This is a genomic window from Candidatus Eisenbacteria bacterium (assembly GCA_020847735.1).
In the GTDB taxonomy this organism is placed as follows: domain Bacteria; phylum Eisenbacteria; class RBG-16-71-46; order RBG-16-71-46; family RBG-16-71-46; genus CAIXRL01.
Window position 1 is genome coordinate 63,012 of record JADLBL010000015.1, and the last position, 23,160, is coordinate 86,171.

Here is a 23,160-nt window from a genome sequence, read left to right on the forward strand (position 1 = left end):
CCCCTAATCGTGCAGCTCGTGCGCGTCGCCGACGTACGGCGAGCGGGCGAAGCGCTCGCGCGAGATCGCGATGCGGTGGGCGAGCGCCATGGCCACCAGCGTCGCGGCCAGCGCGCCGCCGGCCGGAGCGCCCGCATGCAGCGCGTCCAGCGAGCGCGCGGCCGCGGCGAGCAGCTCGAGCCCGAGTCCGAGCGCCGCGAACGCCGCCAGTGCCCGGCGCAGGTGCCGGCGCAGCATCAGGTGCAGCAGGCCGAAGCTGACGAGCAGCGCGCCGAGCGAGGTGAGCCGTGCGTCGGCGGGCGCCAGCGCCTGACGCGAGGCGCCCGCGAGCAGCAGCAGCGCGATCGCGAGCCCGAGCACGAGCGCCAGCAGGCCCGACTCGATCGAGCCGCGCGTCGGAGCGCGCGATCCCGCGCCGGGCTCGTCGGCCGCCCCGGCGCGCCAGGCGACGAGCAGCCACAGCATCGGCCAGCCGACGCGCACCCACGCCGGCGCCGGGAGCTCCGCGAGCAGCGCGGCGGCGACCGCCACGGCGAGCGCCGCTCCGCGGGCGATCGTGCGTCCGGGCAGCAGCGCCGCGACGAGGACCGCGGCGGGAATTCCGAGCAGCCGCAGCAGGTCGAGCGTGCCGAGCGAAGTCCAGGCGGCCAGCAGGTGCATGAGGCTTCCCCTGCGCGGAGGGTCCGGCCCGCGGCGGGCGCGGACGGCGGACCGGATCGGCTTACTGCGGGATGTGCACGGACTCCGCCGCCTTGAGCGCGGCGAGGAACGCCTCGGGGCTTCCCGCCTCGCGCAGGGCCCGGCGCACCGACTCCTCCTTGAGCAGGCGCGAAATGTTCGCGAGCACCTTGACGTGCACCGCGCCGCCGCTCTCGGGGGCGACCAGCAGGATGAACAGCGTCGCCGGCTCGCCGTCCACCGACTCGAAGTCCACGCCGCCGGCCGAGACGCCGCACGCGGCGACGAGCCGGTCCACCAGCCGCGCCTTGCCGTGCGGGATGGCGATGCCGTTGCCGATCCCGGTGGACATCATCGCCTCGCGGCGCAGCACGCGGTCGAGAATCTCGCCGTGACTCGCCAGCCCGTGGGCGCTCTCGAGCAGCTCGACGAGCTCGACGATGGCGTCGCGCTTGTTGCCGGCCTTGAGCCGCACCGTGATGGCCTGGGTATTGAGGAGTTCGGAGAGCCGCATCGGCTGCTTTCTCGAGTGGAGGCCGGAGCGTCGAATCGCCGACGCACCGTAAGGACGCGCCGCCGCAGCGTCAAGCGCCATCGCCCGAACGGAGACGTCCGGGTGGAATCACCCGATCGCTTCCGGCGCGTCCGCGCCGCGAGTTTCGCGGCGGGCGCGCGAGGCGCGTGTGCTAGACTCGGGCGCGTCCAGGTACCCCGCGCTGCAGCGTGCTCGACTTCTCTCCAGAGGCATCCCCCATGGCCGAGGGCGTGGACATCGCCGGCAGGGCAACCCGCAGGGAGGCAGGTGGGCCCATGAAGCAGAAGAACATCGGTTTCCGGGACCTGCTCGAACGGCTCCTGCCGATTGACGAGCTTCCGCCCGTGGACCGCATGCGCGTCCAGCGCGCGCTCCGCTCGGGAGTCTCGAACGAGGTCGAGCGCGCGGCGATGCACGCCCTCGACCTGCTCGAGCAGCAGGGCGCGCTGCGCCGGCTGCCCGCCGAGGCGAAGGCCGGGCCGTCGCTGGTGCGCTACCAGCACCGCGACCGCTACGACATCATCACCCTGCAGATGCCCGGGCCACGGCAGCACGACGGCGTCACGATCCTGTCGCGCGGCGCGCTGCCCATGCAGGCGCCGGCCCGGCTCGACCAGGTTCGCCGCCTGATCCGCCTCGACGATCCGCTCATCTTCAGCGACCCGCGCACCGGGGCGACCCGCGCGGGACTGCACCGGCAGCTCGAGCAGGCCGGCCGCGAACTGCTCGGGTCGGCGCACGTGGCCTACTTCGGCAAGGACGAAACCGACGACCGGCAGGACGACCGCCCGCTCGATGCGGCGCTCGCCGCCGACGTGCTCGAGCACCACGGCATGCTGTTCTACTGCCCCGATGTCGAACGGAGCGCCGCGCTCTCGGCGGCCTCGCGCGGGCTCGGCGTGCGTTCGGCGGCGCTCGTCGCGGTCACCGATTCCGAAGGCCGCCCGATCGGGCACCTCGAGGTGCGCAACGCCGAGGCCGACCCCTACCTGCCGGCCGACCTCGCGATGATCGCGCTGCTCGCCGACTACTGCGGCGGGGTGCTCGAGCGCGCGACGCGGATCGAGAAGCTGGTGTTCGTGGACCCGCACACCGGCGTCTACAACCGTTCGTACTACGAACAGCAGATCCACAACGAGATCGCGCGCGCGACCCGCGAGCAGAGCTCGCTGGCGCTGCTCATCTGCGACATTGACGACTTCAAGTCGTTCAACACCTCGTTCGGCTTCGAGGCCGGCAACCAGGTGCTCATCCAGGTCGCGCAGACGCTGCGCGCCGGAGTGCGTCCGTTCGACACCGTGGCGCGCTGGGGCGGCGAGGAGTTCGCGGTGCTGCTCACCCCGCCGGTCGTGCAGGAGGACGTGGCGACGATCTCCGAGCGCCTGCGCTCGTCGGTCGAACGCACGCCCATGCGTCTCGAGGGTCTCGACGGACGCGCGCACCGCGTGCACGTCACGGTCAGCGTCGGCGTGGCGATGTTCCCGGACCACGCGGGCACGCCGCAGGACCTGTGGCGCGCCGCCAACGCCGCGCTGCTGCTCGCCAAGCGCCCGCCCAAGAACCAGGTCGTATTCCACCGCCCCAAGGGCGAGCCGAAGCTCAAGCTGCACTGAGCGCGCGGGCGGCGGCGCCGGGTTCCCTCAGCGTGGCGCCACCCGGCGGTGGATCTCGATCGCGGGCGCGAGCCACATCTCGCCGGCCAGCGCCGCGCCGAAGGGCCTCGGGAACCCGGCGGCGAGCTCGTAGCGTCCCGCCGGCGGCGCGGCGTGCAACGAGTCCCACCACGCCGCGCGCACCTCGCGGCGGCGCGTGAGGAAGACCGTGTCCGTGGAAGAGACGACCACGAAGTCGCCGGCCGGTCCGCGCGCGTGCGCGAGCAGGCCCGGTTCGTCCACGCGCAGGATCTTGAACCCGTGCGGCACGCGGACGTTGTTGTGCGCGTTGCCGCTGACCTCGACCGAAGCGCCGGCGCTCGCGTGCGCGCGCAGCCAGCGCTCAGCGGGCACGCGCGGGTCGGCGAGCATCAGCCACGAGACGAGCGGGCCGCCGAACAGGCCCAGGACGACGACCGCGGCCGCGACCGCGACGCGCCATTTCGGCGGCACGGTCAGGCCGCGGACCGCGATCGGCAGCGCCAGCACGAGGAGCGGCAGCAGGAAGCGCGGGTAGACGTAACCGATGCGCCCGAGAAAGAGCACGAGCAGCGCGAGCACGACCCAGCCCCGCAGCGCGAGGCCGCGCAGCGAGACGCGACGGACCAGGGCGAGCGCGAGCCCCAGCAGCACCGGCAGGCCGAGCGCGAGCGGCGCGTATTGAGCGGCCCTCGCGGCGAGCGCCGCGAAGCCTGCCGGCGTCGCCGGGTACTTGCGCGGGTAGAGCGCCTCCCGCCAGAGGAACTCGTGATGCGCGCGCCAGCCGGAAACGTTGAACGGCAACTGCCACAGGAGCGCGTAGGTGGCCACCGCCGCGAGGCCGACCGCGACCACCGCCGCCCGCCGGCGCGCCGCCGTGCCCGGCAGCCTCCACGCCTGCCAGGCGCAGGCGACACCGATCACCGCAGCCGCCGGTCCCGTCTGCTCCTTGCAGCAGAGCGAGGCCGCGGCCGCCGCGACGGCGGCGCACAGTCGCGACAGCCGTCCTCGCGCGGTCTCGGCGAGCAACAGCGCGAGGAACAGCCAGAAGAGCGCGTGCACGTCGGCGTTCGACGTGCGGCCGTAGTAGGCGAACTGCGCCGAGCCCAGCAGCAGCAGCGGCACGAGCCAGCGCGGCGCGTCCGGGTCGTGCTCGCGCGCGCGGCGGGCCTCGGCCCACGCGATCCCCAGCGCGCACGCCACGGTCGTCAGCCGGGCCGCCACGACCAGTAGGGTGATGGAAAACCCGGGGTGCCGGAAACCGAACGGCCAGGTCGCGCTCGGGACGCCCAACTCGTGCGTGAGCTTCATCGCGACGAGCACCGGCAGATAGACGGCCGCCATCAGGTAGTAGGGCAGCGGGCCGTAAGTCGAATACCAGCCGTGCCCGAAGCGGGCGGCGAGCCCTTTCAGGACCGAGCCGGGGGCGAGGTGGTCGAGATCCCAGGGGAAGCGGGCATCGGCCCCCCACCAGATCGGCACGAGGAGCACGGCGACCAGGGCGGCCCACGCAAGCCACTCACCCCGCGAGCGACGCACCACCACCTCCGTGTGGAAACTCGCGAAATTCCCGGGATTCGCCCGCACTTGGGTGTTGTTCGCCGACGAGGGCGTCCCTAACCTGCTCACGAAACACGGCCTCCCCCGGGGCCCGCCTCTCACGAGGGTACGCATGCCGCTGCCTGCCCCCACTCACATCCTCGCGAAGTTGCGCGATCAGGGACTCGGCGCCTCGTGTCGTTACGCGCTCCACCGCGCGCACGCCGAATACTGGGAGCGCCGCCTGGGCATCCGGACCGCCGGGGGACATTCGCTCGCGTCCGAAGGAATCGCCTCCGCGGACAGCCACGACTATTCGCCCGAGAGCTACCTCGATTTCCAGCGCGCGATGAAGTGGCTGCGCGCCGAGGAGCGTGCGGGCGCCTTCGTGGACTGCGGCTCCGGCAAGGGGCGGATCGTGCTGCGCGCGGCGCGCGAAGGCTTCTGCCGCGTCACCGGCGTCGAGCTTTCGCCGATTCTCAATCGGATCGCGGCGCTCAACCTGGCCGCCTCCCGGTCCCGATTGCGCTGTCGCGACGTCGAGCTCGTGACGATGGACGCGGCCCATTACCCGTTCCCACCCGATGTGCGCTGCGTCTTTCTCTACAATCCGTTCGGAGGCGCGGTGCTGGGCGCCGTGCTCGCCAACCTGCGCGACTCGCTGGAGCGCGCTCCCCGATCGCTTGCGCTGATCGTCTCGACCCCGGATCGCGCTGAACGGGCCCTGGCGGGCGAACTCTGGATCACGAAGGTCGCCGAGTTCCACGGGCTGCGCCGCCACATCCTGTTCCACACGCCGTGATTCCGCCGCGTGCGCGTGCGGCCCTACGGTGAGGCGCCCAGGTCGTTGATCGCGGCAGGCGGTGTCGCGTCGGGCGCGGTCGTCGTAGCGGTCGCGACGTTGCTGACCGCCGACCAGTTGGTGGATTCGTCGCGCGTCCGGATCGCGAACCAGTACTGCGTCGAGGGCTGCAGGCCGAGCGCCACGAACGTCTGCGGCTGGCCCGCGGAGAGCGGGTCGGGCACGGACGTGAACGGCGTCGCCGAAGCGAAGTTGCCCGCGTCGATCGGCGAAGTGGACCAGCGGATGTCGTAAGCGGCGGCGATGCCGCTCGAGCCGTCGTCGCCCGGCGCGGTCCAGGAGAGCAGCACGCTGTTCTCCGCCGGCTGGCCGGCGGCCAGGTTCGCGATCGCGTTCGGCGGCGTGGTGTCCCCGATCAGCGAGGAGGCGGGAAAGGCGCCCGCGTAGCCATCCGGCCAGCGCGACGCGTACGCCGGCGAGCCGTTCGCCGGGCGCAGGTCCGGGGCGTTCCACGACGCCGCCATCAATTGCGGGTTCGACCACAGCGAGTTGCAGTCCTTGCCGTAGGTCGAACACCAGGCCGTGCCCGATCCGACCGCCGAGAAGACGCTGCCCGAGCGGCTGTAGACCGCGCGCGCCGGGTCGTTGCCCGTCGCGTAGTAGAGGTTGCTGTCCGCACGGTTCGACGCGGCGTCGGGTATGTAGACGTGGGCGTTGGTTGCGGCACCGCTGCCGTAGAAGAGGTTTCCGACCACGCTGCTGCGCGTCAGGTCCACCTGCTGCGTGTCCCACACGATCGGCCCGGTCGAGTTGTAGAAGGTGTTGTGGCGGACGACCATGCTGTCGCCCTTGGGCGTCCAGGCCTGCTTGAGCGTGAAAACGTTGCCCTCGATGCGGTCGCCGTAGCCGGGGTTCTGGTAGCCGCAGATGCCGTCCACTTTGAAGACGCAGTTCGTCCACGAGTTGTAGCGGACCGTCTGCGGGTAGCTGCCCGAAGTCGCGAACTCGCACTTGACCGACATGGTGCTGGTCGGGTCCACCTCGAACGTGTCACGCACCCAGACGTTGAAGCGGGACGAGTCGCGCTGATTGAGGATGTAGACCTCGTACCCGGCCAGGTTCTTGAGCGTGTAACGACAGTCGATCCACTGGTTGTTGACGCAGCGGTAGAGGGTGTTCGAGTGGGTGTCGGACGCGCCCGCCAGCATCGTGATCCGGTAGCGGTTGCGGAGGAACCGGTTGTTCCTCATGTAGTACCCGGTCATCGCGTTTCCGCCGTTCAGGGTCGCCAGGTTGAACGTGCAGTCCTGAATCGTGCACCACTGCGTCACCGAGGCCTGCGGCGTGCGGTTGTCGCCCGGGTAGGCCGAGAAGTTGACCTTGTCCGTCGCGTCGCCGGTGCCGATCGAGCTGTTCGCGAGCACGCTGTACCAGGCGCCGCTCATGGACAGCCCGCTGCGCCCGACGCAGTACAGGATGCTGTCACGGTCGGCCGAGTTGCCCGAGGTGTTCGCGAGCACGTTGATCTCGCCGTTCGACGTGATGCCCTTGATCGAGATGTAGTCCTGCCCGTAGAACTGGATCGCGTTCACCACCACGCCCGACGGGTTCGAGATGTTGCCCATGTAGGTGATGCGGTTCGCGCTCGTGCCGTTGGCGACGGGCTGCAGCGTCTCGGAGTAGGTGCCGGGCGAGATGCGCACCACGTCGCCCGCGACCATCGTGGAGCTCGCCTTGCCGATCGTCCGCCAGGGCGAGCCCGACGAAGTGCCGGGGTTCGAGTCGCTGCCGTTCGTCGCGACGTAATAGGTCGTGGCGGCGGCCGCCTGCGCGAGGAGCAGGCCGGCGCCCACGAGCAGCGCCACGGCCGGAAATGTCGCGCGCGCGCGCAGAGTGCGCGGGCCGGGGCACGTCAGGTGCGACATGGAGTCTCTCGCTTTCGTGGGGCTGCGGAACACTGGGTGTCGGGGTCGGACGAGTGCGGCGAAATGGCATGCACGCTCTGTGCCTCGCGCGGGCTCAACGGGAACGACTCAAGTATCGGCCCCGCCGTCACGTCGCATCACGTTTCCGGCCGGTCCGCGGCCGGCCCGGCCAGCGGCGGGCATTCTGCAACTTTCCCGCGCCCTTCGCCATGCGTTCCGCGCGTGACCGCCATTCAGTCCGACTCCGTCGCCGTCAGCCTTCCCGGGGCGTAACCCGGGACGCGGTTGATGATGTTGAGGATCTTCCCGTTCGGCATGCGCTCCAGCTCGGCCACTTTCTCGACCTTCACGCGAAGGCCCCCGCCGATTCGGGACGCGAACAGGTCGGCGGCGTGCCGGGCATCGGCGTCGCCGAAGGCCGGCAGCGTCACCACCCGCACGGTGATCTCGCCCTCGCGCTCCTGCACGACCTGCGAGCGACGAACGTTGCGCAGCAGGTCCACGAAGTGCGTCACGGTCGGGTAGCGCCGGCCGTCCGGCGTGAGGATGAACTCGCTCGTCCGGCCGCGGATGGCCTTGATGACCGGCCCCGGGCGCCCGCACGGACAGCGCTCGCGCGGCGCGAGCAGCACGTGGTCGCCGACGCGGTAGCGGATCAGCGGCATCGTCCGCGTGAGGAATCCGGTGCACACCATTTCCGCGAGCTGCAGTCCGCCCTCCTCGCCCGCGGGCAGGTACTCCGTGTAGGCGTAGTCGAGGTGTTCGTGCTTGTTGCCGTGCTCGCACTCGCCGATCAGCGAGGCGCACTCGGCCTGACCGTAGTCGTCGTGCACCTTCGCCTTCCAGGTGGTTTCGAGCAGCTTCCGCGTCGCGGCGCTCAGCTGGTCCGAGGTGCTGAACACGGCGCGCGGCGGCACGCGCGGCGAAATCCCCCGGTCGGCCATGAACTCCGCGATCACCGCCATGAAGTTGGCGTAGCCCTGATAGTACGCGAACGTCGTCGAGGCCAGGTCGCGGGCGTACGCTTCGACGCGGCCCGGCGCGAGATGGCGCATCGAGTAGAGCCGCTGGTTCGCCGCCCGGTTGTCGCGCCAGAAGGGCGGGGACTTCTGGCCCGCGGGCACGACCTCCTTGCCCTGGAACGCGGCGTAGCGTTCGCCGCGGCGGATGCCCGGGCGCATGCGGTCCCAGAACGCGGCGTAGTGCGCCTGCAGTTCCTCGCGCGTGCGCCACAGCCGCAGCGGCTGCCCGGTCGTGCCGCCGGTCGTGAGCGTGACGAGCGAATCGCGGTCGGCGGCGCTCGAGACCATGCGCTCGCCCGCGTCGAAGACGTCGTCCTTGCTCGTGTCCGGGAAACGCGCGAGATCGGCGAGGTCGCGGAAGTCACCGGGGGCGACGCCCGCTTCGCGCCAGCGCCCGGCGTAGTGCGGCACCTTCGCGGCCGCGTGCGCGAGCAGCGAGGCGAGCTGCTCGCGCTGGTGTTCGCGCAGCCGCTCCTCGCTCCACGAGCGACGCTCCGCCCACCCGGCCGCGAAGCGCGCGAACGCCGGCCCGTAGCGCTCGCGCTCGAGGCGCCGGCCCCAGAGCGTGCACAGTTCGTTCTGCACCCACACGGGCGCGCGATCGTACAGCGCCTGCTTCAAGCCGCTCATGCCCGACACGGCCGGCCCGCTACGCCTTCGCGGACCTGGACCGGACCAGCGACGCGAGGCGCGCGCGCGCCGCCCTCGCGGCCGAGGCCGCGTGGTTGGGCAGCGCCCAGAGCGCGCCGCCCCCCAGCCAGCAATGCGACTCGAGCCGCTCGCCGCGCAGCTCCTGCTTGAAGGTCGTGACGCCGCCCCAGTTCATCGCCCGGTGGCCGGATTCGCGGCCCTGGCGCAGGGCTTCCCAGGCGAGCAGGGCGTTCGCGCCCGCCTTGAGCGCCTCGGGCGTGGAAGCGTTCGCGCGGTAGTCCATCATGCCGCCCGGGTAGTGGCCAAAGCCCGAGCCGGCGACGACCTTGCCCTCGCGCTCGGCCACCCACAGCGTCTGCCAGGGGTGCTCCCACTCGCGCCAGGCTTCGGTCGGACCGGGGGACTCGGCGAGGGGACCGGTGTGAAAGCCGTGCCGCTCGTCCACGACCAGGTGCAGCTCGGCGAAGACCCGCATCTGCTCGAGCGTGGTCGCGATCGCGACCGTATAGCCCTCGCGGCGCGCCTTGTTGATCGCGCGTCGCTTGTTGCCGTCGAGGCTCTTGAGCAGCTCGTCCTCGGAGGGCCGCAGGTCCTTGACCAGCGTCGCGCCCGCGAACAGCGAAGGAGCGGCTCCGGCGGGCGCGAGCGGCAGGTGCAGCAGCAGGCGGCGCCCGCCCGCGAGCGCGTTGCCGCGCGCGTAGAGCCAGCGCGCATCCTCGGGCGACGGGGTGAACGGCGCGTCCTCGGGCGCTTCGAGCCCGACCTGCCAGCGCCACGGCCAGCCGGACTCGTAGCCCTTCGCGCCTTCGCGCAGCACGAGCGCCGCGCGGCGTGCGCCCTCCTCGACGAGCGCGAGCCGGGCATGTTTGCCGCGCGCGGCCTCCCAGCGCACGAGCGCCAGGTCCATCGTGAAGTTCGCCAGCCGGCAGCGCGAGAGTCGTGCGGCCCAGGCGGCGTCGAATCCGTTCGGAACGTGCTCGCGCGTGTCCCAGGTCTGGACGGTCATGGTCGCTCGGGTGAGGGTGGGCCCGCGGGCCGCGCGTCCGGCGGGATCGCGGCCAGCGGCGCGTCTGGACTACTTCGGCATCGCCCGCTGAACGGCGCGCACCTGCGCGTTCAGCTTCGGGTCGCGCATCAGGATGTCGAGTTCGGGATTGATCTTGAAGCGCGTCATCGGGTCTTCGGGATCCACCTCGATCAGGTTCTTGATCCGCACCGCCCGCGCGCGGACGTCCGCGGGCATCTTGAGCGTCGCGTCCACGAGCGCGAAGACCGCCCGGCCCAGCTTGCTGCTGGCATCCAGTCCCCGCTTCTGGCTCAGACCCGGGCCTCCTCGGACCGCAGCGCCCTGAACACGTAGCTTCCGTCCCCGCGTCCCACCTCCACCGTATCGCCCGTCTTGAACTCGCCCTCCAGCAGTTTCAGCGCCAGCGGATTCTGCACGCGCCGCTGCAGCGTGCGCTTGAGCGGCCGGGCGCCGAAGTGCGGGTCCCAGCCCTCCTCGGCGAGCGCGTCACGCGCGGCGTCGGTGAGCACGAGGGCGATGCCGCGCTCGGCGAGCATCGCGCGCAGGCGCGCGACCTGCAGGTCCACGACCTTGCGCAGGTCCTCGCGCGAGAGCGCGTGGAAGACGACGATCTCGTCGAGCCGGTTGAGGAACTCGGGCCGGAAGTGCCCGCGCAGGGCGTCCTGCACGATGCGTTCCATGCGCTCGCGATCGCGCTCGCCCAGCTCGAGGATGGCGTCCGAGCCCAGGTTGCTGGTCATGATGACGAGCGTGTTGCGGAAGTCCACGGTGCGTCCCTGTCCGTCCGTGAGGCGGCCGTCGTCGAGCAGCTGGAGCAGGACGTTCAGCACCTCGGGGTGCGCCTTCTCGACCTCGTCGAGCAGCAGCACCGCGTAGGGACGCCGGCGGACCGCCTCGGTGAGCGCGCCGCCTTCTTCGTAGCCGACGTAGCCGGGAGGGGCGCCGATCATGCGGGCGACGGTGTGCTTCTCCTGGTACTCGCTCATGTCGAGCCGCACCATCGCCCGTTCGTCGTCGAACAGGAACTCGGCGAGCGCGCGCGCCAACTCGGTCTTGCCGACGCCCGTGGGGCCCAGGAACAGGAACGAGCCCGTCGGCCGGTTCGGATCGTGCAGCCCGGCGCGGGCCCGCCGCACGGCGTCCGCCACGACCCGCACGGCCTCGGTCTGGCCGACGACGCGCTCGTGCAGGCGGTCCTCCATGCGGACCAGCTTCTCGACCTCGCCCTCGAGCAGCCGCGTGACGGGAATGCCCGTCCACTTCGCCACGACCTCGGCGACGTCCTCCTCGTCCACCTCTTCCTTGAGCATGCGCTGCTTCTGCTGCACGACCGCCAGTCGCGCCGACTCCTGGTCGAGCTCGCGCTGGAGCTTGAGCAGGTCGTTGTTGCGGATGCGGGCGATCGTCTCGAAGTCCTGCGCGCGTTCGGCGCGCGCTTCCTCGAGCTTGAGCCGCTCGCGCTCCGCCTTGAGCTCGCGGATGCGCGTCACCGCCGCCTTCTCCCGCTTCCAGTGCTCCTCGAGCCCGCCCCTTTCCTTCTCGAGCTTCGCCAGCTCCTCGTCGAGGCGGCGCAGCCGCTCGCGGGCCGCCGAATCAGACTCCTTCGCGAGCCCGATGCGTTCGATCTTGAGCTGGTTGACGCGCCGGGTGATCTCGTCGAGCTCGACCGGCATCGAGTCGATCTCCATCTTGAGCCGCGAGCCCGCCTCGTCGATCAGGTCAATGGCCTTGTCCGGCAGCTTGCGGTCCGTGATGTAACGGTTCGACAGCACCGCGGCCGCGACGAGCGCGCCGTCCTTGATGCGGATGCCGTGGTGGACCTCGTAGCGCTCCTTGAGGCCGCGCAGGATGGCGATCGCGTCCTCGACGCCCGGCTCGCCGACCAGCACCGGCTGGAAGCGGCGTTCGAGCGCCGCGTCCTTCTCGATGTGCTTGCGGTACTCGTCGAGCGTCGTGGCGCCGACGCAGTGCAGCTCGCCGCGCGCGAGCGCGGGCTTGAGCAGGTTCGCCGCGTCCACCGCGCCTTCGGCCCCGCCGGCGCCGACCAGCGTGTGCAGCTCGTCAATGAACAGGACGATCCGGTTCTCCTCGGCCGTGACTTCCTTGAGCACCGCCTTGAGCCGGTCCTCGAACTCGCCCCGGAACTTGGTGCCCGCCACGAGCGCGCCCAGGTCGAGCGCGATCACGCGCTTGTCCTTGAGCGAGTCGGGCACGTCGCCGAGCACGATGCGCTGCGCGAGCCCTTCGACGATCGCGGTCTTGCCGACCCCGGGATCGCCGATCAGCACCGGGTTGTTCTTCGTGCGGCGCGCCAGCACCTGAACGACGCGCCGGATCTCGTCGTCGCGCCCGATGACCGGGTCGAGCTTGCCGGCGCGCGCCGCGGCCGTGAGGTCGCGGCCGTACTTCTCGAGCGACTGGTACTTGTCCTCCGGGCTGTCGTCGGTCACGCGCTGCCCGCCGCGCACGTTGGTGAGCGCCTGCAGCAGGGCCTCCTGCGTGACGCCCGCGCGCGCCAGCGCGCGCTGCGCTCCGCCCGGGTGCGCCCCGTCGGCGAGCGCGAAAAGCAGGTGCTCGGTGCTGACGAAGTCGTCCTTGAGCCGCCCGGATTCGGCTTCGGCGCGCTCGAACACCGAGCGCAGGGCGTCGCCCAGCCACGGGCTGCCGCCCTGCACGCGCGGCAGCGCCTGCAGCGCCTCGTCCGCGTAGGCCCCGAGCGTCGCCGCGCGCACGCCGAGCTTGTTCAACACCGCCTGCACCGTGCCACCTTCCTCGGCGAGCAACGCGGCCAGCAGGTGCTCGGGGCGCAGTTCCTGATGTCCCAGCTCGCGGGCGGAACGCTGGGCGCGCTCGACGGCCTCCCGGGACTTCTGCGTGTAGCGATCGAAGTTCATCGTGTGCTCACCTCCGGCGTTTCGATTCGCGAAGGTAGCACAGCGATGCGCGGCCGCCGGCGGCCGCGGAGACACGTTTCAGGAAGTCGTCAGGTGTTCGCGCGCGCTCAGGCCGCGCGCTCGAGCCACGGCAGCAGCACCGGCAGCAGGCGCCGTGCGAGCTCGGGGTACTGCATCGCGTCGGTGATCGCGCCGCGCAGCAGGTCCCAGTCCAGCTCGCCCGCTTCGAGGCACCGGGCCACATCCGCGAGTCGCGCCGCCAGCGAGGGGCGCAGGCCGTCCGGCACGGCGTAACGGCCGAGGTCGGCCGCGAGCGTCGCGACGGCCACGGCGTCCGGGTCGAGAAACTCGGTCGTGTCCGTACGCCGCTGAACCGGCTTGCCGACGACCCCGAAGACCGGCGAGTTCTGCATGAAATCGAGCGTCGCGCGCTCGCGGTCCTGCTCGTTCACTTCGCCCCCTTCGTCGTGAGGTTCGCCGGCGGCGGCGGACGGCCTGCGCTCGCGGACCTCGGGCCCGCGGGGCGCCGGCGCGACCTCGGGCGCCGCGGCGGGCGTCCGGGCCGCGGCCGCCGCCGGTGCGGCAGCGCGCGCGGGCGATTCCGCGGCTGCGGGCGCTGACGCGCGCACGGGCCCGTCGGCGATCGCGGGCGAAGCGTCGCTTCCGGGCTCGTCGGCGACCGGGGACTCGCCGGCGCTGCCGGGCCCGTCGGCGGCGGAGCGTTCAGCCGCGCTCGCGTGCGCATCGGCGAATGCAGGCAGGGGCTTCGCCACCGGCTCACGCCCCGCTTCGGGCGCCGGGGGCGGCGCCGGCGCGGTGACGGCCGGCGCAGGGGATGCTTCCAGAGCGGGCGATGCGGCGGGCGCGGGCGTTGCGGCCGACGCGGGCGTTGCGGCCGACGCGGGCGTTTCGGCCGGCACGGGCGACGCGGCCGGCGCGGGCGACGCGGCCGGCGCGTGCGTCTGGGCTGAAGGCCCGGGAGCCGGGGCGGCCGATGGCGCGGCGAACGCGCCCGGCGCATGCGCCTCGAATTTGTCGAGTCCGAGCAGGTCCTTGAGCTTCTCCTTCGAGGCCGGCTTCTTCGTCCTGCCGCGACCGTTTCGTCCCTTGCTGACGACGCGTGCGGCTTCGCGGCGCGGCGGCGGCGCGGCATCGGCGCCGGGCTGAACCGCCGCCGGCGGGGCAGCGAACCCGGGAGTCTCCCCGGCCGCCTCGGCGACGGCTTCCTGCGCCGGCGCGGAGGCCTCCGGCTGCGTGTCGCCGGCCTGCTCCTGCGGCCCGGCCGCGGGACGCAGGGGCGGGCGGGGAATCTCGAGCGTGGGGCGGTCCTCGCTCACCGCCGGTGCGGGCATGGCGCGCGGATCGTCCAGCGCTGGCGGAGCGTCGGCTGCCGGCGTCTCGCGCCGGGCCGCTTCCGTCCGGGTCGGCAGCTTCCAGCGCATTCGCAGGGACGGAGGGCCCGGCGACCGCGGGTCGCCCGGCGAAGCGCCCTGGTCATCGGGGGTCGCGTAGCCGGAGGTGAAGCCGAGCTCGCTCGTCTCCGGCGCGCCCGCCTCTTCCCCGACCGGCGGGTCGCCGGCGGACTCGCTCAGGTCCAGCATCGGGAAGCCGACCTCTTCCTCCATCGCACGCGACTCGAAATCGCGATCGCCTTCCGCCGGAACGGGCACACCCTCGCTGTCGATCGCTTCGAGCAGCTTGTGCAGGTAGGCGCGCGATTCTCCGATGCCCTTGCCGAACCACTCGCGGCTCAGCTTCACGTCCGAGCGCGAATGCGGCGGCGTGAACACGACACGCCGGAAACGCTCGACCCGCTCGCGGTCGCCCGGCCAGATGCGCTGGATCGCGGTGACGGTGTTCTGGCGCCAGTTCTTGAAGCTCTGGTCGCGCACGTTCGCGGTGCGCAGCGTGGCCATCGCCTCGAGCTGCTCCTGCAGCAGCTGGCGGCAGCGCTGGACGTGGGTCGGCGCGCTCACGCTCCGCCCCCGCGCGCGTCACCAGTCCGAGAAGCGCTCCTCGCGCCACGGGTCCGCTTCGTTGTGGTAGCCGTTGCGCTCCCAGAAACCGGGCTCGTCGCGGGCCACCAGCTCGATCCGGCGGATCCACTTCGCGCTCTTCCAGAAGTAGCGCCGGGGCACGACCAGACGCAGCGGCCAGCCGTGCTCGGGCGCGAGCGGTTGGCCATCGTGGCGGTCGGCGAGCAGGACGTCATCCTGGAGAAGCTCCGAAAGCGGCAGGTTGGTCGTGAAGCCGGCTTCCGCGTGCAGGATCGCGAAGCGCGCCTCGAGCTTCGGGGCGGCCTGCGACGTCAGCTCGCGGAACGACACGCCTTCCCAAGTGTTGTCGTAGCGGCTCCACCGCGTCACGCAGTGGATGTCCGAGTGCACCTGGACCCGCGGCAGGAGTTGGAACTCGTCCCACGTCCAGCGCCGTGGGCGCTCGACGAGGCCGTCCACCCTCAGATCCCAGCGGGCGAGGTCGATGACGGGGACCGAGCCGTGGTGCAACACGGGCCACTTCTCCGTCACGATCTGACCCGGCGGGAGCCGGGGCTCCTGCCGTGGACTGCTGACGATATCGGCCGGATGTCGTTCGGAGTTCATGCCGGAGATTCCTGCGTTTCGGGAGGAAGGACTCGCGAGAGTAAGCCGGGCCTCGGGCCGCTCGTCAACCGGCCGTGACCGCGGCGGATCAGGGCCCACCGAACGCCGCACCCGCGGAGCGTTCGGGCCGCGGAGCCACTTCGTGCTCACCCTCGAGGTCCACCGTCGGCAGCTTCCCGCGGTTCGAAACAGCCGGGTCATCGTGGCGGGGGGTTGCCTGCCGGACTTCGACGTGGGCCGGTCTTGCGAACGCCCCGCTCATTCGTCAATCTCGCGCCCGGCCGCACGCCCGCGCAGGGGAGCTTTCCCTGAGGAGGGGTTGCGGACTTCTCCGGGGCGATCGCCCTCGTGGCGAAACGGTGTTCGCGTCCCTCCGGCCGCTCGTTCTCCATGCCGTTCGAGACGCCATCGCAACCTTCGTGACCCACCCAAGGCTGTGCACGCTCGGAACCGGGATCGCACAGCGCCACCCGACGAAAGAGGCCATGATGAACCGACCGCTCCTGGGGACCGTTTCGTTGCTGCTGACCCTGGCCAGCGTCCCGTGCAGCTCCGCCCTTGCCCAGACGCCGGCCGAATCACCGACGACGAGCGCCCCGACCTCACCGGCGACCATGCTCCCGGGCGGCCAGCTGGCGGAGCTGCTTTCGATCTACGTTCCGCGCAGCGAATCGGACCTCGGCCGTTATCTCGAGGACGCGCGCGACCTTCAGCGGGCCTCCGCCAGCGAGATCGACGACACGCGCCGCCGCGCGGCCGAGGCCGACGGCAGGGCGAAGATCATGAAGGAGGAGATGAAGACTTCCAAGGTGCGGCGCGACGTGGCCGGCAAGGCGAAGGACCAGGCCCAGCGCACCCAGTTGGACGCCGCCTTCAAACAGCAGACGAACGAGCAGGCGTACCTCCTGCGGCAGCGAGACGCCCTGCGTGCGGACGCCGTCCGACTCGAGGCGGAGCGCCAGGCCTGGGACCTGCGCGTGAAGGCCCTGGAGCTGGAACTCGACGCGGCGCGGAAGCACGCCGAGGTCGTCGCCCAGCCGAGCGACGCGAACAAGGTCGCGGAGTATCGCTCGCTCCTCCGCAATCTGCTCGAAGCCCAGAAGCAGGCGGCCAACCGCTGGATCGAAGCCTCCGCGGATCGCAAGCGCGTGGCCGAGCGCAAGCTGGCGCAGCTCCAATCCCTGTCGCGCCTGTAAGTCCCGGACGTGTCCGGCGGACAGGACCGAATCCGCCGCCCGGCGCCTGGACAGCAGGACCCGCGTTCGTCAGCGCCGCCGCGGCGAACCCGTGGCGGCCGGGGTGTCACTCGTCCGTCCCGGCCGGGCGGCGGAGCCGCTTGCGCTCTCCCAGCCGGCGCTTGCCCTCGAGCCGGTCCGCGCGGGCGGCCGCGGTCGGCCGTGTGGCCACGCGCGGCTTTGGCTTGCGGCTGCGGGCTTCGAGCGCCCGCCAGACGCGTTCGAGCGCTGCTTCGCGGTTGCGGGTCTGCGAGCGGCTCTCCGTCGCCACGCGCACGAGCCCCGTGGGCCGGTGCCGGACACGCACGCTCGACTCGGTCTTGTTCTTCTTCTGCCCGCCCGGACCCGAGGAGCGGTACGCCTCGACGTCGCACTGGGCGAGCAGCCTGAGCAGGTGTTCCGGGAGCGCCATGCGCGGAATGTAGTCCGCGCGCCGCGGCCTGCCCAGTCCTACGGGCCGAGCTGCGCGCGCAGCGCCGCGAGCTGCGAGCCGCCGGGGACCGCGGCGATGCCGCGCTCGAGCGCCCGCCGCGCGCCGGCGCGATCGCCCGCGTCGAGTCGCGCCCTGGCCTCGAAGACGTAGGGCATCTCTTCGGCCGGCGCGAAGTGCTGCGCGGCGGCGAAGCGCGCCGCGGCTTCGAGGAGCCGGCCCCGGGCGACCTCGACGAGCCCGGCGCAGACGAGCGCGTCGGCCTTCTCCGCGCTCGTGCCGACCTCGAGCGCGCGCGCGACCGAGCGCAGCGCGGAGTCGGGCGCGTCCGAGAGCCGCTGCTGCTCGGCGAGCAGCACCCAGACGCGGCCGTTCCCCGGCGCCAGCGCCGCCGCGCGGTCGAGCAGCGCGCGCGAATCCGCGGGGTTCCCGCGCAGGGAGGCCTCGCGCGCGGCGCGCAGCAGCGGCGGCACCTCACGCCCGCGCCGCTCGTCGGCCACCATCCGCTCGAGCCCCGCGGCCAGCGCGCCGAACCCCTCGGCGCGCGCGCCGGCGGCCACCGCTTCCGCCGTCTCGAGCCGCCCGGCATGCGCCAGCTCGCGGGCGCGCGCGGTGTACCACGCCCCGGGTCCGCCCCAGTCCGCGAACAGCGCGGCCGCGTCGCGCCGCGTGCCGCGCGGCAGCGCCTGCGCGAGCGGCAGCGGACCGGACGACGCGAGGTGCGCGCGTTCGACCAGGTCCCTGGGCGCGCGGTACTCCACGTACGGGCGATCGTCGGTGTTCGCGGGCGCGCCCGCGGCGAGGGCGCGCAGCGAATCGAGCGGCCCGATCCAGTAGCCGGCGACGCCTTCGGGGCCGAGCAGGCGCCCGCGCGCGAGCTCGTACCGCGCCGCCGGCGTCGAGAGCCGCGCCAGCGACAGCGAGCGCGTCGAGTCGCAGGCCACGAGGATCAGGTCGGCGCCGCGCGCGCCGAGGAACGCCTGACCCTTCGGGAACGAGGCGAGGAACCCCGAGAGGATCGAGCCGAAGGCGGTCGGCGAGATCTCGTAGAGCTGGATCCACTGGGTGAACACGCCGCCCGGCGCGAGGCGCGAGCGCACCAGCCGGTAGAAGTCGCGCGTGAACAGGTTGTTGACGCCGGCGAGCCAGGGATTCGAGGGCTCCGAGACGATCACGTCCCAGCGCTCGCGCGCGTGCTCGAGCACCGTGCGGCCGTCCTCGACGATCACGTGCACGCGCGGGTCGTCGAGCGGATCGCGGCCCCGCTCGTGGAAGAAGCGCGAGCCGTCGAGCACGGCGCGTTCGAGCTCGACGAGGTCGGTGCGGCCGGCGCCGGTCGCGAGCAGCGCCGCGAGCGTCACGCCCGAGCCCTGGCCGATCACCAGCGAGCGCGCCCCCGAGTCGGCGAGCGCGCCGGGCAGCAGCCCGCTCAGGGCCTGCGTCAGCATGTCGCTGCTGCTCGCGTCCACCTTGCCGCCGATGCGCAGCGCGGTGTTGTTCGAGAGCGTGTCGAGCGTGACCAGCACCGAGCCGTTGAGTCCCTCGCGGTACAGCAGCACCTTCTCGCGCCCGAGCGCGCGGCGGATGAGCGAGCCCTCGCCGCGGCCGGCGGCGGCTTCGAGGTAGGCACGCGCGTTGGGCCGGAACGCGCCGGCAGACATGAGCGAAGGGTCCCACGCGGGCGCGGCGAAGCACATCGCGACCGCCAGCGCGGCCGGCAGCGCCGAGAGCGCGCCGGCGCGCGCTCCCGCGCCACCCTCGCGCAGCGCCAGCGCCGCCGCGAGCACGGCGACCACGGCCGACAGCACGACGGCGGCGACGTGCGTGCCCTGCACGCCCAGGCCCGGCACCATCAGGTAACCTGCCACGAGCGAGCCCGCGATCGTGCCGGCGGTGTTCACGGCGTACGCTCGTCCGACCGTGCCGGCGCTGCCTCCGCGCTGCAGGAAGCGCACCGCGACCGGGAAGACCGCGCCCATCGCCAGGCAGGGCACGAACACGACCGCCGCGACCAGCACGAGCTGGGTGACGAACAGCCAGCCCCAGCTCGCGCCGGCCGCCACGGCGATCGCCAGGTAGCGGTCCGGCAGCTGCGGAAAGAGCCACAGCGCGAGCGCCGCCGACAGCGCCAGCAGGGCCTGCAGCGCCGCCAGCACCGCGAGCGATCGGACGCGCGCGATCCAGCGCCCGGCGAGCGCCGCGCCGATCGCCAGGCCCGCGAGATAGACGCCGAGCACGCCCGAGAACGAATAGACCGACGAGCCGAGGATGAGCCCGAAGAGCCGCACCCACGCCATCTGGAACGCGAGCGCCGCGAAGCCCGAGAGCGCGAGCCCGGCCGCCACCAGCGCGCGCGCGCCGGGGCCGATGAGAGCGGTCCCCTCCGGCGGCGCGTCCGCGGCGGGCTGCGGCCCGCGGGCGGCGGCCGGCGGCGCCGCGCGAAGCGCCACGAGCGCCGCGACGACGTTGAGCGCCACCGCCGCGAAGCTGGCCGCCAGCAGTCCGACGGCGGGCACGAGGACGAAACCCGCGAGCCACGAGCCGGCCACCGCGCCCGCGGTGTTGATCGCGTAGAGCCGCGCGAGCGCCGGCCCGACGAGCTCGTGCTCGAAATAGTCCACGAGCACCGGCAGCGTCGCGCCCATCAGCAGCGTCGGCGGCAGCAGCACCACGAACACGATCGCGAAGCGGGCGGCCGCGAACGCCGCCGTTCCCCCGCCCAGCGCGTGGTAGAGCCCGCCGAAGCCCGGCAGCAGGGCGCGCAGCAGCGGCACGGAGATCAGTCCGAACGCAGCGATGCCCAGCTCGAGATAGGCGTACCGGCGCGCCCCGCGCCCCGGAGCCGAGAGCCAGGGCCCGAGCCGCCAGGCGCCGAGCGCGAGACCGCACAGGAAGGCCGCCACCACCGTCGAGATCGCGTGCAGCGAATTGCCGAGCACGTGCGACAGCTCCTTCGACCACACCACCTCGTAGAGCAGCCCGGCGGCGCCCGAGAGCAGGAAGCAGACCGCCGCCCACGCGGGCAGCGCCGCGCGGCGGGCGGATCCCGCCGGAGCGGCCTCGTGCGCCGGCGCGGCGGCGGCCTCGCGGCCCGAGGAGCGGCCGGGGCGGCGCTCCGCGGATCGGGGGGGCCTGCGTGAGGTCACGGCGTGCCCGTCTGCAGCGCGAGGAGCAGAATGCGCACGCCGACCAGGCCGAGCGCCAGCGCCAGCGAGCGCATGATCCACACGCCGCCGACACGCTTCGACAGCGCCGCCCCGATCTGCGCGCCGACGAGCACGCCGGCGCCGATCGCGGCCACGCGGCCCAGACCCGGCAGCAGCTCGCCGTTCGACAGGTGCACGATCGTCCCTGCCAGCGCCATCACCGCCAGCACGAAGTGCGACGTCGCCGTCGCGACGTGGACCGGGAATCCGAGCACCTGCGTCAGCACCGGCACGTGAATGATCCCGCCGCCGATCCCGAGCACGCTCGAGGCGAAGCCGACGAACACGCTGATGGCGATGCCGAGCCACGGCTCGTAGGACCAGCGGTGCACGGTGCCGTCGCGCTCGGTCAGCTGCCGCGCGAAGGACCCGGTCGCGTGGCCCTCGCCGCCGTCGCGCCGCAGCGGACGCCACAGCAGGTACAGCGAACCGAGCAGCAGCAGCACGCCGAACAGCAGGTCGAAGCTCCGGCGCGGAATGCGGGCCGTCGCCATCGCCCCGAGCACCGCGCCGGGAATCGTGGCGGCCGCGAACATCCAGCCCGAGCGGAAGTCCACGCGCCGCATGCGCGAGTAGGCGAACGACCCCGAGGCGGCGTTCAGGCACACCACCGCCAGCGAGATGCCGGTGACGAGCGCCGGCGAATCCTTCGGGTAGAGCAGCAGCAGCACCGGCACGAGCACGAAACCGCCACCCGCGCCGATCAGGGTTCCGAACGCGCCGACCAGCACCCCGAGCAGGGCCAGTCCGGCCGGGTTCACGCCCCCATCCAGCGGGCCAGCCAGGCGAGCACCTCTCGATACCAGAGCAGCGAGTTGCGCGGCTTGAGAATCCAGTGGTTCTCGTCGGGGAAGTACACGAGCCGCGCCGGCACGCCCTTCGCCTTGAGCACGCCGTAGATCAGCAGGCCCTGCCCGACCGGCACGCGGTAGTCGCGCTCGCCGTGGATCACCAGCATCGGCGTCTTCATGCCGCCGGCGAAGCGGATCGGCGACCAGCGGTCCTGCTTCTCGAGCCCGTCCCAGACCTCGCCGCCCGAGGCGCGGCCGCGGCCCTGCGTCACGTCGCTCGCGTACTGGCCGGTCAGGTCCGCGACGCCGGCGTGGTTGACGATGCACCGGAAGCGGTCCGTGTGCCCGGCGATCCAGCTCATCATGTAGCCGCCGTACGAGCCGCCGGCCGCGGACATCCTCGACTCGTCCACCCAGCCGGTCGCGACCAGCGCATCGGTCGCCCGCATCACGTCCTCGAACGGGCGCAGCGCCCACTCGCCCTGGATGCGCTGCGCGAAGTCCTGCCCCCAGCTCGTCGAGCCCTGGAAGTTGACGAGCGCCGCCACGTAGCCCGGCGCGGCAAAGAGCTGCGCGTTCCAGCGCGCGTGGAACGCGTCGGCCGAGATGCCGTGCGGGCCGCCGTGGACGACGTGGACGAGCGGGTGGCGGCGGGCCGGATCGAAGCCGGGCGGCAGCACGACGAACATCTGCACCGTCTCGCCGCCGGCGCCGGCGAAGGTCAGCTCGCGGACCTCGCCGGTCGCGAAGCCGGCGGCGACATCGGCGGTGAAGCGGGTGAGCTTCGCGAGCCCGCGGCCGTCGAGTCCGACCGCGTGCACCTCGGCCGGCTCGGCGAGCGACTGCAGGGTGAAGAACACGCGCCCGTCCGAGCCGACGCTGAAGCCGGCCGCGCTCCCCTGCGTGGTCAGCGCGCGCGGCGCGCCGCCGCCGCTCCAGGCCCAGAGCTTGAGCCGCGCCGCGTCCTCGGCGGCGATCACCAGCGTGCCGTCGGGCGCGAACTCCCAGTGCACCGGCAAGCGGTCCCAGCCCCCGAGCCACTCGGAGTGCCGGCCGGTGGCGCGCTCCCAGCGCCACAGCTTCGCGTGGTCGGCGTAGAACTCGGGATCGCTGGTGCGCCCGTAGACGACGTACGCGCCGTCCGGGGACCAGCGCGGCGCCAGCGACTCGGCCGGGTTCGTCTCGGTGATGCAGCGCAGGGGTCCGCCCGCCACCGGAACGACGAACACCTGCGAGAGCAGCAGCGAGCGCTTCGGATCGAACACGATCCCGGCAAGGGCGATCTCGCGGCCGTCGGGCGAGAGGTCGTACTGCCCGGACGGATCCATCCACTCGAACCACAGCGACGATTCGGGCGTCAGGTCCCGCGCCTCGCCGCTGGCGGCGTCCACGTGCCACAGGTGCACGACCTCGCCGGTCGTGAGCCAGGTGTCCCAGTAACGGTAGACGCGCTCCTCGGTGACGTGCGCGCGGACCGGGTCGGCGGCGCGGCGCTCGAGCTCGGCGGCGGTCGCCTCGGGGGTCGCGTGGTCCTTCAGCAGCATGCCGGCGCAGATCAGGCCCGAGCCGTCGGGCAGCCAGCGCGGGTCGAAGACGCCGAGCGGCAGCCGGGTCAGCCGGCGCGCCTCGCCACCCGCCATCGGCAGCAGCATGAGCTGCGCCTTGCCGCCGGCGTCCTTGCGCGTGAAGGCGAGCTGCGAGCCGTCGGGCGAAAGCCGCGGCTCCTGCGCGGAGGCCTCGGCGCCGGTCAGCGCGCGCGGCTCGCCCGAGCCGTCGGCGGCGACGAGCCACAGCCGCGTCGTGGGCGTGTTCTTCTCGAGATCGTAGATGGTGACCGGTACGACCATCCACCGGCCGTCGGCCGAGACCTCGGGCGTGCCGACGCGCGGCAGCTTCCACAGGTCCTCGGCGGTCATCGGCCGCGCGCCCTCGCGCGCGGGATACAACGTCGTCAGCGGCTGCTCGAGCACGGACATGGCGGCTCTCCGGAAGCGGGGGTTCGAACGGCGAAGCGTGCAGTCTAGCGTAGGACCGTGGAGTTTCATCAGTTTCAGCGGCCGGGTGCGGCCCGCGGCCGCGCCGGGCGCGGTGCGCCGGCTTGCCGCGTTCCGGGGCCGACCCTATCCTGCCAGCCGTACATCCAACTCGCCGGCGGGGGGCCTTCCGCCCGGCCGCGACGGCCGCGCATCCC

Annotated in this window: 17 protein-coding genes; 3 read left to right on the plus strand and 14 right to left on the minus strand. The window is 72.8% G+C overall.

Annotated features, from left to right (window positions below):
* Nucleotides 1-3 precede the first annotated feature (3 nt).
* A complete protein-coding gene (locus IT347_06625) occupies nt 4-660 on the minus strand; it encodes a hypothetical protein (GenBank protein MCC6349250.1) in 657 nt (218 codons plus the stop codon).
* A 61-nt stretch (nt 661-721) separates the two neighbouring features.
* On the minus strand, nt 722-1,192 hold the full coding sequence (locus tag IT347_06630) for a PTS sugar transporter subunit IIA (protein ID MCC6349251.1): 471 nt from the start codon (nt 1,190-1,192) through the stop codon (nt 722-724).
* A gap of 296 nt (nt 1,193-1,488) precedes the next feature.
* On the opposite strand from IT347_06630, the gene IT347_06635 reads away from it, so the two are divergent.
* Nucleotides 1,489-2,826: a GGDEF domain-containing protein gene (locus tag IT347_06635; protein ID MCC6349252.1), complete on the plus strand. Its 1,338-nt coding sequence runs from the start codon at nt 1,489-1,491 to the stop codon at nt 2,824-2,826.
* 27 nt (nt 2,827-2,853) lie between these two features.
* Here IT347_06635 and IT347_06640 read toward each other — a convergent pair whose 3' ends face one another.
* Nucleotides 2,854-4,383 carry a hypothetical protein gene (locus IT347_06640; protein ID MCC6349253.1) on the minus strand — a complete coding sequence of 510 codons (1,530 nt, stop codon included), beginning with the start codon at nt 4,381-4,383 and terminating at the stop codon, nt 2,854-2,856.
* A gap of 133 nt (nt 4,384-4,516) precedes the next feature.
* On the opposite strand from IT347_06640, the gene IT347_06645 reads away from it, so the two are divergent.
* The gene (locus tag IT347_06645) at nt 4,517-5,185 is read left to right on the plus strand and encodes a class I SAM-dependent methyltransferase (protein MCC6349254.1); all 669 of its coding nucleotides are present in this window, start codon (nt 4,517-4,519) and stop codon (nt 5,183-5,185) included.
* 23 nt (nt 5,186-5,208) lie between these two features.
* Here the strand turns inward: IT347_06645 and IT347_06650 are convergent, their stop codons facing one another.
* The 7 genes from IT347_06650 to IT347_06680 form a co-directional block, all read right to left on the minus strand.
* Nucleotides 5,209-7,110 carry a DUF1565 domain-containing protein gene (locus tag IT347_06650; GenBank protein ID MCC6349255.1) on the minus strand — a complete coding sequence of 634 codons (1,902 nt, stop codon included), beginning with the start codon at nt 7,108-7,110 and terminating at the stop codon, nt 5,209-5,211.
* A gap of 233 nt (nt 7,111-7,343) precedes the next feature.
* Nucleotides 7,344-8,762 (minus strand): phenylacetate--CoA ligase family protein, encoded by a 1,419-nt coding sequence (locus IT347_06655; GenBank protein ID MCC6349256.1) that lies wholly within the window; start codon nt 8,760-8,762, stop codon nt 7,344-7,346.
* Between the two features lie 19 nt (nt 8,763-8,781).
* Nucleotides 8,782-9,789, minus strand: coding sequence for a GNAT family N-acetyltransferase (locus tag IT347_06660; GenBank protein MCC6349257.1), 1,008 nt, complete (start codon nt 9,787-9,789; stop codon nt 8,782-8,784).
* A 69-nt stretch (nt 9,790-9,858) separates the two neighbouring features.
* A complete protein-coding gene (locus tag IT347_06665) occupies nt 9,859-10,044 on the minus strand; it encodes a hypothetical protein (GenBank protein ID MCC6349258.1) in 186 nt (61 codons plus the stop codon).
* Between the two features lie 56 nt (nt 10,045-10,100).
* Nucleotides 10,101-12,704 carry an ATP-dependent chaperone ClpB gene (clpB, locus tag IT347_06670; GenBank protein ID MCC6349259.1) on the minus strand — a complete coding sequence of 868 codons (2,604 nt, stop codon included), beginning with the start codon at nt 12,702-12,704 and terminating at the stop codon, nt 10,101-10,103.
* Nucleotides 12,705-12,811: 107 nt separating this feature from the next.
* A complete protein-coding gene (locus IT347_06675; protein ID MCC6349260.1) occupies nt 12,812-14,680 on the minus strand; it encodes a hypothetical protein in 1,869 nt (622 codons plus the stop codon).
* Between the two features lie 18 nt (nt 14,681-14,698).
* Nucleotides 14,699-15,307, minus strand: coding sequence for a sulfite oxidase-like oxidoreductase (locus IT347_06680; GenBank protein ID MCC6349261.1), 609 nt, complete (start codon nt 15,305-15,307; stop codon nt 14,699-14,701).
* A 488-nt stretch (nt 15,308-15,795) separates the two neighbouring features.
* Here IT347_06680 and IT347_06685 point away from each other — a divergent pair, with 488 nt between their 5' ends.
* Nucleotides 15,796-16,503 carry a hypothetical protein gene (locus tag IT347_06685; GenBank protein MCC6349262.1) on the plus strand — a complete coding sequence of 236 codons (708 nt, stop codon included), beginning with the start codon at nt 15,796-15,798 and terminating at the stop codon, nt 16,501-16,503.
* A gap of 106 nt (nt 16,504-16,609) precedes the next feature.
* Here the strand turns inward: IT347_06685 and IT347_06690 are convergent, their stop codons facing one another.
* Genes IT347_06690 through IT347_06705 form a run of 4 tightly spaced genes read right to left on the minus strand, consistent with a single transcriptional unit; the run spans nt 16,610 to nt 22,945 of the window.
* Nucleotides 16,610-16,954, minus strand: a complete 345-nt coding sequence (locus tag IT347_06690; GenBank protein ID MCC6349263.1) for a peptide chain release factor-like protein — start codon at nt 16,952-16,954, stop codon at nt 16,610-16,612.
* Between the two features lie 38 nt (nt 16,955-16,992).
* The gene (locus tag IT347_06695) at nt 16,993-20,118 is read right to left on the minus strand and encodes a fused MFS/spermidine synthase (GenBank protein ID MCC6349264.1); all 3,126 of its coding nucleotides are present in this window, start codon (nt 20,116-20,118) and stop codon (nt 16,993-16,995) included.
* Entirely contained in the window at nt 20,115-20,939 is an 825-nt protein-coding gene (locus IT347_06700) for a sulfite exporter TauE/SafE family protein (protein ID MCC6349265.1), read from the minus strand. Before IT347_06700 ends, IT347_06695 begins: the two co-directional genes overlap by 4 nt.
* Complete coding sequence (locus IT347_06705; protein MCC6349266.1) at nt 20,936-22,945, minus strand: S9 family peptidase; 2,010 nt, start codon at nt 22,943-22,945, stop codon at nt 20,936-20,938. Before IT347_06705 ends, IT347_06700 begins: the two co-directional genes overlap by 4 nt.
* Nucleotides 22,946-23,160: the final 215 nt, after the last annotated feature.